Raw genomic sequence first — 12,926 nt, 5'->3', positions numbered from 1 at the left:
GCTACGAGCGACGTGCAGACATCTACGAGGCCTTCACGAGCCTCGCGACCAGCCTCATCACTCTCAACCAGATCAAACGGTTCTGTTAGGCGCTCTTAAACGGACTTTGATTTTCCAGCATTCTCGGCCCCTCAAAGAGAGCGACGGCGTGGCGCAGGCATCGGTGTTGTCCGTTCGACTTCGATCCTCGCGGGCCGCGATCCGCCATGCCTGGTCGATCTGCGCGGCGCTCGTCATCCTCTTCGCTCCCCTTCCGGCCTCGGCCCAATTGCGCGGGCATGGCGGGCCGGTGCGGGCTCTGGCCATCGCGGCGGACGGACGCATGGCGATCTCCGGCGGGTTCGATCAATCGGCCATCCTGTGGGGAATCGACCAGGGGTCGGCCCTGGCGATCCTGCGGTTCCACAGTGGCGCGGTGAATGCCGTCGCGGCCCTCGAGGGGGGCCGCTTCGTCACGGCCAGCGAGGATGGACGCATCGCCGTGTGGCAGGGCGGACGCCCGGAGCCGGTGGAGGTCTTCGCCGACCATTCCGGACCCATTGTGGCCCTCGCTGTCTCGGCGGACGGAACGCGCCTCGCCTCCGCATCCTGGGACGGTACCGCGCAGATACGGCCTCTTGCCGGTGGGCCGGTGCGGGTGCTGCGGGGCCATGCCGGCAACGTCAACGCCGTCGCCTTCCTGGCGGATGGCCGGCTCATGACGGGAGGCTACGACGCCACGCTTCGGGTCTGGCCCCTCGCCGAGACCGACGAGCCGCCGCGCATCGTTCAACTGCCGTCACCGATTAACGCCCTGGCCGTGACGCCGGACGGCGAGATCGCCGCCGCCGGGGCCGACAGCGTGGTGCGGTTCCTGTCCGAGGATGGGACCATCCGTACGTCGGTGGACCTCGCCACCAACCCCGTCATTGGGCTTGCTGTGTCGCCGGACGGGCGACGGGTGGCCGCCGCCACGGTGGCGGGCACCGTGGCCCTGATCGATAGTCGTGCCGCCAAGGTGGCGTTCAGCCTCGTCGGCCCCGGACTTCCGGTCTGGTCTCTCGCTTTCCGGCCCGATGGAACCGAGTTGCTGACCGGAGGCGGCGATCGGCTGGTGCGCCGCTGGGATGCCAGGACCGGTGAGCCGATCGGGCCGCTGTTGATGGCGCGGCCGGCGGATTCGCTCGCCGCCTACAAGGGCGATCACGGGGCCGAGGTGTTCCGTGCTTGCGTCGCCTGCCACACCCTGACGCCGGAGGAGGGCAACCGCGCCGGCCCCACCCTGAGCGGCGTGTTCGGCCGCCGCATCGCCACCGCCGACGGCTACAATTTTTCGCACGCCCTGAAGAGCCTTGACATCGTCTGGGATGCGCGGACCATTGCGAAGCTCTTCGAGATCGGCCCGTCCCGCTACACCCCCGGCACTAAGATGCCGGAACAGACGATCAACGACCCGGACGACCGCGAGGCCCTGGTGCGGTTTCTTGAAAAGGCGACGAAGACGCGGTGATCCGGGGGCGTGTGCCTCGCGGAACTTCCAGTCTCGGTTACCGCTCGGAGCACCATGGCGCGGCGAGAAGTTCGTAAGACCCTTTTCAAGTCGTTATTCCAAAGCTCCACCTCATCCTGAGGTGCCGCGTAGCGGCCTCGAAGGAGGCCTCCAGGGATCGCGCGACCACTGGAGGCCTCCTCCGAGGCCCGCTGATGCGGGCGCCTCAGGATGAGGTAGTCTGATTGGAGATCGACTTCGGCGGATGATCCCCTCATCTCAAGCATCCGCCGAAAATTTGATCACAGGTTGTCAAGCGCCGCCGTTCCCGCCTGTCTCCCGCGCGCGAAAATAATCCTCCGAGGTCCGCGGCTTCGACCGCTCCGGCGCCGTGTGCGGGTCGAAGGCCTCGTTGACGACGACTTCGACGCGGCAGGTATCGCACATCATCAGAGTGCGGATCCTGGCCTCGCCGGCGCTGCCCCTGAACATCCAGTGGCGCCCCTGAAGCTTCTCGATGACCCGCTCGATGCTGCTGCGCGTGCCGAAGGGCTTGCCGCAGGACACACAATCGAACGGCTCCTCCTCCTTGACGATGCGGCGCGGCTGGCTCCAGGCGGCGAAATCCACCTGCGGCTTCAGGGTGATCACATTCTCCGGACAGGTGGCGGCGCAGAGCCCGCATTGCACGCAGAGGCTTTCCTCGAAGGCCAGCAGCGGCCGGTCCTGGCTGTCGCTGAGGGCGTGGGTCGGGCAGGTGCCGACGCAGGCGAGGCACAGGGTGCAATCCTCGCTGCGAAAATCGAGGCCGCCGAAGGGGGATCCGGCCTCCAAGGGGACTACGGCCACGGGGGCCGGGGCGGCCACATGCATCTCGCGGAAGGCGAATTGCAGGACGTTGCGCTTGGGGCCCACCGGCATGAAGGCGGCGGGAACCGGCGCGGGGGTGCCGATGCTGCCGGACGACAGGGCGGCACCGAGCAGATCCGGATCGTCGGTCTCGATCAGGGAGACCACGGGCGTCCCGTCGGCGGCACCGTACCCCAATGCCCCAGCGAGCGTGTCGGCGAGAAGCACCATCCTGCGCAAGGGCGCGATGTCGTGCTTGGGACGGTCCCGGACGAGGAGGCGGATCCCCACGGCGCCGTAGGCGAGAAGCGCGGCGGCGGCCTCCGGGCCGAGCTGCGTGACCTCGTTGACGGCGACCGGCAGCACGTTGGCCAGCAGGCCGTCCCCGTAGCGCGCCAGCGCCTCGATGAGGGGTTCGCCATGCTCGGCATCATGGAACAGCACGACGCCATTCCGTCCCCCAGCCTCGTGATAGGCGCGCATGAGGGTGCGCAGCCGCCGCATCAGCGCATCGGGGGCGGGCAGGGCGTAGGCGGCCGCACCCGTGGGGCACACCGAGGCACAGGAGCCGCAGCCGGCGCAGATATAGGGGTCGATGGCCACGTGATCGCCGGCGGGCACGATGGCGCCGGTGGGGCAGACATCGAGGCAGCGGGTGCAGCCGGTGATGCGCGAACGCGAATGGGCACAGAGATCGGCCTGGAAATCGACGAAGCGCGCCTTTTCGAACTCGCCGACGAGATGGGAGATCGTGAAGATCGCCCGCTCCACGGCGGCCGGGTCGCGGGGATCGGCGCGGATATAGCCGCTGCGCAGGTCGTGCGCGGGAAACAGCGGCGTGCCGCCCGTCAGGTCGAGGACCACGTCGCAGGTGGAGGTGGCGCCGTTGCGCGCAGGGCCGAAGGAGAGGGATTGTCGGGATGACGGGCTCGGCACCGCGTAATCGTCGATGCGCAGGGAGAATGCCCCGAGATGCCCGCTCGCCGAGACGACGCTGCCCTGCAGCACGGGAAATTCGTGACGGCGCGGCACCGGCACGTCTTGCGGGCGGCTGAGCAGCACCGTCACGTCGAGATGATCGGCAAGGCGGCGTCCGGCCTCGATGGCGATTTCGTCGCTGCCATAGATGAGGGCGACGCCCTGGCTGACCATCGCGACGGTGCCGGGCACGGGCGACGTCTCGCCCGCGGCGGCGAGGAGGGCCGCGATCTTCGGTCCGGCCGCGTGGGCCTCCTTCGACCAGCCCGCATTCTCGCGAATGTTGGCATAGGTCACGCGAGCGTCCGCCCCGGACCCGGCGGCGATGTCGGTGAAGAGGGGAGCCTGGAGCGTGCACGAGACCGTGACGGGCGCGCCCTCTGCCAGGGCGTCCTCGAACCGGGCGATCTCCCGCCCGCACAGTTGATCGGCGGTCTCCAGGCGGCCGCCGCACGCCTTGCCGATCGCCGCTCCGTCGAGGGCGACGGTCTCATCGCAGGAGCACGCGAATACGATCCGGTCGGACAATGATTTACCCCGAACGTTTGGTCACAGCGGCGAGGGGACCAGCCCACTCGCGCTCAGGTTGGTGCATCGTATACTATAACGGCTCGAAACTAGGACCCGACATACGGGCGCAGGTAGAACCGAAACGCATGGCGCCGAGCTCAGACGACCCGGACCTGATCCTGCCGCCCGTCTTCTCCCTCGTCGTCATGGACGGACCGGGGAGCGCGTTCGACGAAGCCCTCGATGCGGCCGCATCGGGTGACGCCACCGGGCGCCTTGTCTGGCGACGCAGCGCCGAGCTGCTCGATTTCGCCGTGATCCTGGAGCCGGACGAGCCCCTCGCCACGGCGCGCCGCGCCTTCTTCGCCGGCATGGTGGCGCTTGCCGAGGCCATCGGCGCCCATGGGCCGCCCGAGATCCCGGTGACGTTCGACTGGCCCGACACTCTCCGCTTCGACGGCGCGCGCCTCGGCGGCGGGCGTCTCGGATGGCCGTCCACCTGCGGCGAGGGCGAGGTGCCGGACTGGCTCGTCTTCTCCGCCACGATCATCGCCTCGAAGGCGCATTCCGGCGATCCCGGCCTGACGCCGGATTCGACCTCCCTCGAAAACGAGGGCTTCGCCGTCGAGGACGGGAACGGGGCCATCGTCGAAAGTTTCGCCCGGCATCTGATGAAAACCTTCGCCGTCTGGGACGAGGACGGGTTCGAGGCCATCGAACGGCGCTACCTCCGCCGCCTCGCCGATGGCGGTCCGTCGGCTCGGATCCATACGAATGGCGACCTGATTGGCGGCGACGGCGAACGACGCGACGTCGTCGCGGCCCTCGCTGCCATGCGCTGGCGCGATCCGCATACGGGCGAGCCTCTTCTATGAATGTCGCGATGCGCGGAATGTGGGAATATCAGTCGATATCGCCCGTGGTGAGGGCGCTCCTTAAAGAGAGGGCATCGTTGAAAACCCGCATCGCCTGCATCGCCGCGCTGGCCGGACTCCTGTCTCTGCCGGGCGGGGTCCGGGCCGAGGATGGCCCGAGGGGCGCGGCCATCGAGGCCAAGGGCATGCCCGGCCCCTATGGCGAGCGGCTGACCATCGACGACAAGGGCATCACCCTGACATTTCCCAACAATGCCATGATGTTACGCATCGGCGGCCGGCTTCACCTCGATTTCGGTGTGGCCGGTATCCGCCAATCTGGCTTCGGCGACCCGTTCACCGATACCATCGCCGTGCGCCGTTCGTGGATCGAGACGACTTTGAGCCTCGGCAAGGACGTCGGCCTCGGCTTCCAATACGATTTCGCCGATCCGGTGACGCCGATCAACGACGCGGTCCTGGTCTATCGCGGCGTGCCGGACATGCTCTTCAGTATCGGCAACGAGAAAGAACCGTTCGGTCTCGATCAACTCGCTTCCAACAACACTATCCTCTTCACCGAGCGGGCCTTGTCCGACGCTTTCGTGCCGGCCCGAAACTTCGGTTTCGCCGTCGGACGACACGGCAAGGACTGGAGCGTCGTCACCGGAGTTTTCGGCGGCAACGCCAATACCGGCATCGGCACCGAAGGCATCGCCTCGACCAGCCGCGTCACCTATGCGCCGATCAACGACGACCACCGGACCCTGCATATCGGTCTCGCCGGCAGCTACCGCGACCTGCCCCGCGACGAGAGCCCGCTCTCCCTGTCCAGCCGGTCGGAGGCGTTCCTCTATACCAGACGCTTCGTCGATACCGGCGACATCCGCGATGCCGCCAGCATCGCCCGCCTCGGCGCCGAGCTGGCCTACCGCTCCGGTCCGCTGCTGGTGAGCGCGGAATACACACGGACCGAGATCGGCCGCTTCGACCGCGCTAAGCCACTGAATTTCCAGGGAGGATACGTTCAGGCGAGCTGGGTGCTAAACGGCGACAACCGGGCCTATCGCATGGCTCCCGACTTCAACGGGACGAGCTACGCGGTCTTCGGCGGCGTCAAGGTCGCCGAGGCCCAGCGCATCACCCGCGGCGGCTTCGGCGTGTTCGAGCTCGGACTGCGGTTCTCGGCCATCGATCTCGACGATGACGGCATTCGCGGCGGCATCGAGCGGGACGGCACGGTGGGACTATCGTGGTATCCCGACACCAACATCCGCATCATGGCCGATTACGTCCGGTCGCACACGTCCCCCTCCGCGCTCCAGAATGGGCGGACCATCGATGCCGATACGTTCATCGGCCGGTTCCAACTGTACTGGTGAACCCGTGCCGACCTTGTCCGCGAGCAATTGCGGACGCCCCGCACCAGATACCGGCCTTGAACGCCACGATCATCGCCGTCATCCGGAGCGCGAGTTCCACTAGCGGCGACAGGATTGGGCCTCGGAATTGTCGATGAGCAGTCTCAAACTCCCACGGACCATTCGCCTCGACCCGTCGGATACCTTCGTGTTCGTTCAGGCCGCCGAGCCCGGCGAATGGGCGGTGGCCGGGTCATTCCTTTTCTGGGATGCCAATGTCCCGTTGCTCGAGGGCAAGGAGCGGACGGCGTTCCGCTCGGGATTCCTCGGCGTGACTTCCCTGGGATTCTCCACCCTCGTCGTGGTGAGCGAGGCGAGTCCGGCCGAGCGGGACGCGGCCGTGGAGGATTTGGCGCGTCATCTCTGCGAGCGCCTCGGCGCGCCGAGCCTCGACGTGGCCCGCGTCGCGGCGGCGGAGGAGATCGAGTTCGCCGGCTCCCTGTGCCAGCCCGCCATCGGCAGCGTGATCGCCCTGCACAGAACCTTCGAGGACGGCGAGATCCGGGAGGCGTTCCGCACCTTGCACCAGCGCGGGCCCGGTGTTGCCGGAGCCGACAAGCTTCACGCTCATGCGCGGGCCTTCACCTTCGTGGAGACCGACGACGAACCCGAGGAGCGGGCGGACCTCATCGGCATGGCGACCACACCGGGATCGAAAGGCGAAGGACGATGACCGAGTTCTGGGTCTCCAGCGGCCACCATCTCGCCGGCCGCACGGAGGGGGGAGGCCTCGCCGTCAACGACGACTTGATCCTCGCCTATCTGGCCCGGCCCGAACTGGTGCCGCCCGAGGAGGCCTGCATGGCAGAGCGGGCGCTCCACCGCAGCCTCGTGACGTCACCGCGCCGGGCGGTCTCCCCCGGTGAGGTTGCCGCGATGGCGGATGCCGATGCGCGGGAGAACTGGACCATGATGCTCGCCTTCCGCGATCGGCTGACGGCCGCGCGCTCCGTGGAGGCGGCCTATCTCGACCTCGTTCGCGGCGGCCTGAACGGCACGCCGCCGATCTTCCTCAACCAGCTGGCGCATCTCATCCTGCGCAACGCACTCGACGGCTGCGACGACCCCTACACCCTTCGAGCCGGCGAGCTCTTCTTCCGGCCGCAGCGCGTCTCCTTCGTCGACGGCGCTGCCTTGCTGGCCGATGCCGAGGTGATCGAGGCGCGGGAGACCGGGGCTGCGCAATCGCCCCTCGTCGCCATGCTCGGCAAGGAAGCCGCGAACGAACTCGACGTGCTCACGGACGAGACCGCCTGGACCTATTGGAGCCGCTCCGACGCGTTCACCATGGCGCTCAACCTCGGGAGCAACCCGAAGAGTCGCGAGGGCTTGGCGCGGGCCATCGAGGCCTGGGTGCGACACCTTCTGCATGTGGAGGCGAAGGTGGAGCCGATCGCCTCTATGGACGATCCGGACTGGCGCTGGTTCGTCGGGCTCGACGCTCAAGCGACCCGAATCGGCAACGCCCTCTGGAACGGCGAGACCCTGGACGAGGCGAGCCGCATGCGCATCCTGGCCCTGTTTCGCCTCACCTTCGCCGATGACCGGCGGATCGACCCGCGTGCTGCCGGCCGTCCGGTCTATCTCCTGATGGCCATGGACCCCGACAAGCGCCTTTTCCTCAAACCTCAGAACCTCGTGGCGGGATTGCCGATCAGCGACGGTGCGGAGGCCGCATGACCGAACAGAATCCGACCCAAGCCGCAACGCCGCCCGACGACCGCTTCGAGGTCGGCATCATCGTCGCCAAGCGGGCCTTGAAGAGCCGATGGGCGAGCCATGCCTGGCTGCCGGTCTCGGCCCTTCCCGACATCCCCGCCGCTTCGCCCTGGACCCTGCTCTCGGCGACGCCCGAGGAAGAAACCTTCTACGCCGGCGCCTATGAGGTCTCGCTCCATCCCGCCGAGACGTCGCATTACCGCGACAACCTGGTCTCGGGCCGGCCCTCGCTCTGGGTCGCCCTGCGACAGGCCGCGGAGGGAAACTACGAGGTCGCGAATGTGACGGCCGATCCCTACGAGGGCGAATCCATGGCTGAGGGCATCGGCGAAGTGGTCGAGGCTGTGCCCATGCCGCTGGAGGTCCAGGCCAAGGTCCTGGCATTCTTCGAGGCCTTCCACGTCGAACAGGTCTTCCACAAGCGCAAGCGCGACAGGGCCGATCCGGAGGCCCTGGCCCGACAGGGCACCGGTACGCGCAGGCGGGGGGACAAGGGATGAGCGGCGGCGATTTCCTTTCCCGCTGGTCGAAGCGCAAGCGCGCCGTCGTCCGGAAAATTGCGCCCGCGCGCGATTTGGCCGTGAGCGAGGAGGACGGAAGCGAGCGGGCATCCCGCCCGGAGGAGCTTGCCGAAGGCGAAACCCTGCCGCCCGAGGAACTCGCCAAGCTGCCCTCCCTGGATAGTCTGACGGCTGAGACCGACCTGACCCAGTTCCTCCGGGCGGGCGTACCGATGGTGATGCGCAAAGCGGCCCTGCGCCGGATGTGGTCCATCGACACCAACATCCGCGACTATGTCAGCGAGGCGCGGGAATACGCCTATGACTGGAATGCGGTGGGCGGTGTGCCGGGAAACGGCCCGCTTTTGCCCACAGATGACATCAAGGCCATGCTGCGGGACATTTTCGATGGGAGTCCCGTCGAAGAAGCGGAGCCCGAGCCGACAACCGCCGAGGCCGAACCGATCGAAGCGGAGCGGCCTGGAGAGGAATCTATCGCCGCGACAAGCGACCACGAAATTGAATCCGCCGGTGCAGAAAAACAGCTCGTCGCGTTGCCCCAAAACCAGCCGAGCTCAGCCGTTCCGCTGGCGATTCCTTCTCCCGTGGACGCGGCTATGCCGAAACCGCGACGACATGGCCGTGCCGTCCCGCTTTGAGCGATTAAAAACTACGTTGCGCACGTCCCAATCCGGGCTATTGTGGAGAAAGTGAATTCACTTCGCTCGCGATCGGGTCGCGGCTTGAGGATGGTATGCGTTCGGTGGAGTTGTTGCGCGAGGACGAGGCGATGCTCGCTTCCGGCGCGCCCGGCATGACGCAGCCGGTCGCCGACGACGTCGATCTCCTGCGCGCCCATCTCTACGATGTTCTCGCAGCCCTCATCGGCCGAGCGCCCTCCGACGATATTTTGTCGCTTCTCGCGGCCTCGGCAGGTGACGGTAGCCCCCTCGGCAAGGCGTGTTCTTCGCTGGCGGGCGAAGCGGCCGGCGCGGACCTCGCGAAGGTCGGGCGGGAGTATTTCGATCTGTTCGTGGGCGTTGGGCGCGGCGAGGTCGTGCCGCACGCCTCCTACTACCTCACCGGCTTTCTCAACGAGCGCCCGCTTGCCCGAATCCGGCAGGATCTAGCCCGGCTCGGCATCGAGGCCACCGGCGGCATGAGCGAGCCGGAAGACCATGTGGCGATGCTTCTGGAGACTATGGCGGGTCTCGTCTCCGGCCGGTTCGAGACCGACGTCGGCGAGGACCGCATCTTTTTCGAGCGTCATCTAAAGCCCTGGGTAGGGCGTTTGTTCGACGATGTGGCCGCAAATCCCCGTTCGTCTTTCTACCGCGCCGCGGGCGACCTCGGCCGGACATTCATCGACATCGAGGCCCAGGCCTACGCGCTCGACGCGTGACCCGGGGACCATGAGACATCGGTCGCATTCAGGAGTGACGAGCATGCGGGACGATCGAAAGGACGACATGGGACGGCGCCATTTCTTCCGCGCCCTCGGCGGCGGATCGGTGGCGGCCGCCGCCGCCGCGATCACGGCCCAGCCGATGATCGCGACGCCCGCGCAGGCCTACGATCCCGGCGAGGATGAGACGAAGGCACGGTACCGCGAGTCGGACCACGTCAAGGCGTTCTATCTCACCAACGGCTACGAGACCCTGAAGAAGAATTGAGGGCGCCATGCTGATCAAGCGCAAGACCGGCGGCCCGGGCCGCACCTTCCATCCGGCCGTGGCCATCGGCGACACGCCAAGGGCCATCGACCGTCGCGCCTTCCTGCGCAATTCCGGCCTCGTCGCCGGAGGGCTCGCGGCCGCCGGCTCGATTCAACTCGGCTCCGTACGTAAGGCGCAGGCGGCGGGGTCGTCCGCGATCGGTCCCGACGTGACGATCAAGAAGAACATCTGTACCCACTGCTCGGTGGGCTGCACGGTGACGGCCGAGGTCGTGAACGGCGTTTGGGTCGGCCAGGAGCCGTCCTTCAGCAGCCCAATCAACCGGGGTACGCATTGCGCCAAGGGCGCGGCGATCCGCGAACTCGTCTCCAGCGACCGCCGCCTGAAATACCCGATGAAGATGGTCGACGGGCAATGGACCCGCATCTCATGGGACCAGGCGATCGACGAGATCGGCGACAAGATTACCGGCCTTCGCGATAAGTACGGCCCGGATTCCGTATACTGGCTCGGCTCGGCCAAGTTCACCAACGAGGCGGCCTACATCTTCCGCAAGTTCGGCGCCTTCTGGGGTACTAACTCGGTCGATCATCAGGCGCGCATCTGTCATTCCACCACGGTGGCCGGCGTCGCCAACACCTGGGGCTATGGCGCACAGACTAATTCCTACAACGACATCCGCAATGCCAAGACCATGATCATTCTCGGCGGCAACCCTGCCGAGGCGCATCCGGTCTCCCTCCAGCATCTGCTCTCCGGCAAGGAGATCAACCGCGCGAACATGATCGTCATCGATCCGCGCTTCACGCGGACGGCGGCCCACGCGACGGAATATGTCCGAATCCGCTCCGGCACCGATATCCCGGTGGTCTGGGGTATTCTCTGGCACATCTTCCAGAATGGCTGGGAGGACAAGGAGTTCATCAGCCAGCGCGTCTACGCCATGGATGACGTCCGCAAGGAAGTCGCCAAGTGGAACCCTGAGGAGGTCGAGCGCGTCTCGGGCGTGCCCGGCGAGCAATTGCGGCGCGTGGCCGAGACCTTCGCCAAGGAGAAGCCCGCGACCCTGATCTGGTGCATGGGCGCGACCCAGCACACGGTGGGCACCGCCAACGTGCGCGCGCTCTGCATCCTGTGTCTCGCCACCGGCAATGTCGGCAAGCCGGGCACGGGCGCAAACATCTTCCGTGGCCACACGAACGTGCAGGGGGCCACCGATATGGGCCTCGATGTGACGTCGCTGCCGCTCTATTACGGCCTCGTCGAAGGGGCCTGGAAACACTGGGCTCGTGTCTGGGACGTGGAGTACGACTGGCTGCAGTCGCGCTTCGACGAGGTACCGGCCAAGGCCGGCCGGAAGGCCCGCACGCGCAAAGAGAGCATGGAATCGCCGGGCATCACTTCGACGCGATGGTTCGACGGTGTGAACCTTCCCGAGGAGCAGGTCGACCAGCGCACCGGCATCAAGGCGATGATGGTGTTCGGGCATGGTGGCAATACCGTCACCCGCCTGCCCGAGGCGGTGAAGGGGCTGACCAAGCTCGACCTTCTGGTCGTCGCCGACCCCCATCCTACCACCTTCGCCGCCCTCGATGCACGGCGCGACAACACCTACCTCCTGCCGATCTGCACCTCCCTGGAGATGGACGGCAGCCGCACGGCATCGAACCGTTCGCTGCAATGGGGTGAGCAGATCGTGAAGCCGGCGTTCGAGTCGAAGAACGATTACGAGGTGGTCTACCGCCTCGCCGCCAAGCTCGGCCTTGCCGACAAGATGTTCAAGAACATCAAGGTTGTGGATGGTGTCCCCGAGGCCGAGGACATCCTGCGGGAAATCAACCGCGGCGGCTGGTCGACGGGCTATTGCGGGCAGAGCCCGGAGCGCCTGAAGGCGCATATGCGTAACCAGGCGAAGTTCGATCTTGTCACGCTGCGGGCGCCCAAGGACGACCCTGAAGTGGGCGGCGATTACTATGGCCTGCCCTGGCCGTGCTGGGGCAAGCCCGAACTTAAGCATCCGGGAACGCACATCCTTTACAACACCAACCTCCACATCAAGGAGGGCGGCGGCACGTTCCGGGCGCGGTTCGGCACCGAGCGCAACGGTGTCACCCTGCTCGCCGAGGATTCCTTTGCTAAGGGTTCGGAGCTGACCGACGGCTACCCCGAATTCACCATGGCGGTTTTCAAGAAGCTGGGCTGGGACAAGGACCTCACGGCCGACGAAATGGCGAGCATCACCAAGACCGGTGGGGCCAACATCGATGCGGTGAGCTGGGCCACCGACCTGTCGGGCGGCATCCAGCGCGTCTGCCTCGACCGTGGCGTCACTCCCTACGGCAACGGCAAGGCCCGGGCGAATGCCTGGAACCTGCCCGACCCGGTTCCGGTGCACCGCGAGCCGATCTACACGCCGCGTCCTGACCTCGTGGCGAAATACCCGACCCGCCCCGACGAACGTCAGCTGCGCATGCCGAATATCGGCTTCTCGGTGCAGAAGGCGGCGGTGGATCGCGGCATCGCTAAGGACTTCCCGATCATCCTCACCTCCGGTCGACTCGTGGAATACGAGGGCGGCGGCGAGGAGACTCGGTCGAACCCCTGGCTCGCCGAGTTGCAGCAGGACATGTTCGTCGAGATCAACACCGGCGACGCCACCGATCGTGGCATCAAGGACGGGCAGTTCGTCTGGGTCTCCGGCCCCGAGAACAACGCGAAGGCCAAGGTGAAGGCGCTGGTGACCGACCGGGTCGGCAAGGGCGTCGCCTTCATGCCGTTCCACTTCTCCGGCTGGTACCAGGGCGACGACATGCGGAAATTCTATCCGCACGGCACGGACCCCGTGGTGCTGGGCGAGAGCTCCAACAACACGACGACCTATGGCTTCGATCCTGTGACGGGCATGCAGGAGACGAAGTGCACCTTGTGTCAGATCCGGGCCGTTTGAGGGA

11 protein-coding genes and 1 pseudogene are annotated in these 12,926 nt (G+C 66.7%); 11 read left to right on the top strand and 1 reads right to left on the bottom strand.

Annotation, left to right across the window (positions count from 1 at the left end; genetic code table 11):
- A pseudogene (locus ASF26_RS22610) lies at positions 1 to 89 on the top strand (IS5/IS1182 family transposase); the annotation flags it as partial.
- A gap of 110 nt (positions 90 to 199) precedes the next feature.
- A complete protein-coding gene (locus tag ASF26_RS08135) occupies positions 200 to 1,489 on the top strand; it encodes a c-type cytochrome (RefSeq protein WP_056252010.1) in 1,290 nt (429 codons plus the stop codon).
- 291 nt (positions 1,490 to 1,780) lie between these two features.
- On the opposite strand, the gene ASF26_RS08130 is transcribed toward ASF26_RS08135, so the two are convergent.
- Positions 1,781 to 3,823 carry a 4Fe-4S dicluster domain-containing protein gene (locus ASF26_RS08130; protein ID WP_056251977.1) on the bottom strand — a complete coding sequence of 681 codons (2,043 nt, stop codon included), beginning with the start codon at positions 3,821 to 3,823 and terminating at the stop codon, positions 1,781 to 1,783.
- A gap of 128 nt (positions 3,824 to 3,951) precedes the next feature.
- Between ASF26_RS08130 and ASF26_RS08125 the strand changes: the two genes are divergently transcribed.
- From ASF26_RS08125 to ASF26_RS08085, 9 genes are all read left to right on the top strand, one after another.
- Positions 3,952 to 4,680, top strand: coding sequence for a biotin/lipoate--protein ligase family protein (locus tag ASF26_RS08125; protein ID WP_056251974.1), 729 nt, complete (start codon positions 3,952 to 3,954; stop codon positions 4,678 to 4,680).
- 77 nt (positions 4,681 to 4,757) lie between these two features.
- The gene (locus ASF26_RS08120) at positions 4,758 to 6,041 is read left to right on the top strand and encodes a porin (protein WP_082477560.1); all 1,284 of its coding nucleotides are present in this window, start codon (positions 4,758 to 4,760) and stop codon (positions 6,039 to 6,041) included.
- Positions 6,042 to 6,174: 133 nt separating this feature from the next.
- Positions 6,175 to 6,753 carry a DUF6505 family protein gene (locus ASF26_RS08115; RefSeq protein ID WP_056251972.1) on the top strand — a complete coding sequence of 193 codons (579 nt, stop codon included), beginning with the start codon at positions 6,175 to 6,177 and terminating at the stop codon, positions 6,751 to 6,753.
- Positions 6,750 to 7,760, top strand: a complete 1,011-nt coding sequence (locus ASF26_RS08110; RefSeq protein ID WP_056251967.1) for a DUF6352 family protein — start codon at positions 6,750 to 6,752, stop codon at positions 7,758 to 7,760. Before ASF26_RS08115 ends, ASF26_RS08110 begins: the two co-directional genes overlap by 4 nt.
- Positions 7,757 to 8,299, top strand: coding sequence for a DUF3305 domain-containing protein (locus ASF26_RS08105; protein WP_056251963.1), 543 nt, complete (start codon positions 7,757 to 7,759; stop codon positions 8,297 to 8,299). The genes ASF26_RS08110 and ASF26_RS08105 overlap by 4 nt, the downstream gene beginning before the upstream one ends.
- Positions 8,296 to 8,958: a DUF3306 domain-containing protein gene (locus tag ASF26_RS08100; RefSeq protein ID WP_056251960.1), complete on the top strand. Its 663-nt coding sequence runs from the start codon at positions 8,296 to 8,298 to the stop codon at positions 8,956 to 8,958. Before ASF26_RS08105 ends, ASF26_RS08100 begins: the two co-directional genes overlap by 4 nt.
- Before the next feature lie 131 nt (positions 8,959 to 9,089).
- Entirely contained in the window at positions 9,090 to 9,701 is a 612-nt protein-coding gene (locus ASF26_RS08095; protein WP_056252002.1) for a molecular chaperone TorD family protein, read from the top strand.
- Between the two features lie 43 nt (positions 9,702 to 9,744).
- Positions 9,745 to 9,972: a formate dehydrogenase gene (locus ASF26_RS08090; RefSeq protein ID WP_056251959.1), complete on the top strand. Its 228-nt coding sequence runs from the start codon at positions 9,745 to 9,747 to the stop codon at positions 9,970 to 9,972.
- Between the two features lie 7 nt (positions 9,973 to 9,979).
- Entirely contained in the window at positions 9,980 to 12,922 is a 2,943-nt protein-coding gene (locus ASF26_RS08085) for a formate dehydrogenase subunit alpha (RefSeq protein WP_056251956.1), read from the top strand.
- Positions 12,923 to 12,926 lie beyond the last annotated feature (4 nt).

It is taken from the genome of Methylobacterium sp. Leaf93 (assembly GCF_001422345.1).
GTDB classification, from domain to species: domain Bacteria; phylum Pseudomonadota; class Alphaproteobacteria; order Rhizobiales; family Beijerinckiaceae; genus Methylobacterium; species Methylobacterium bullatum.
The sequence above is the reverse complement of the archived record's forward strand: the minus strand, read 5'-3'. Positions and strand labels throughout refer to the sequence as shown.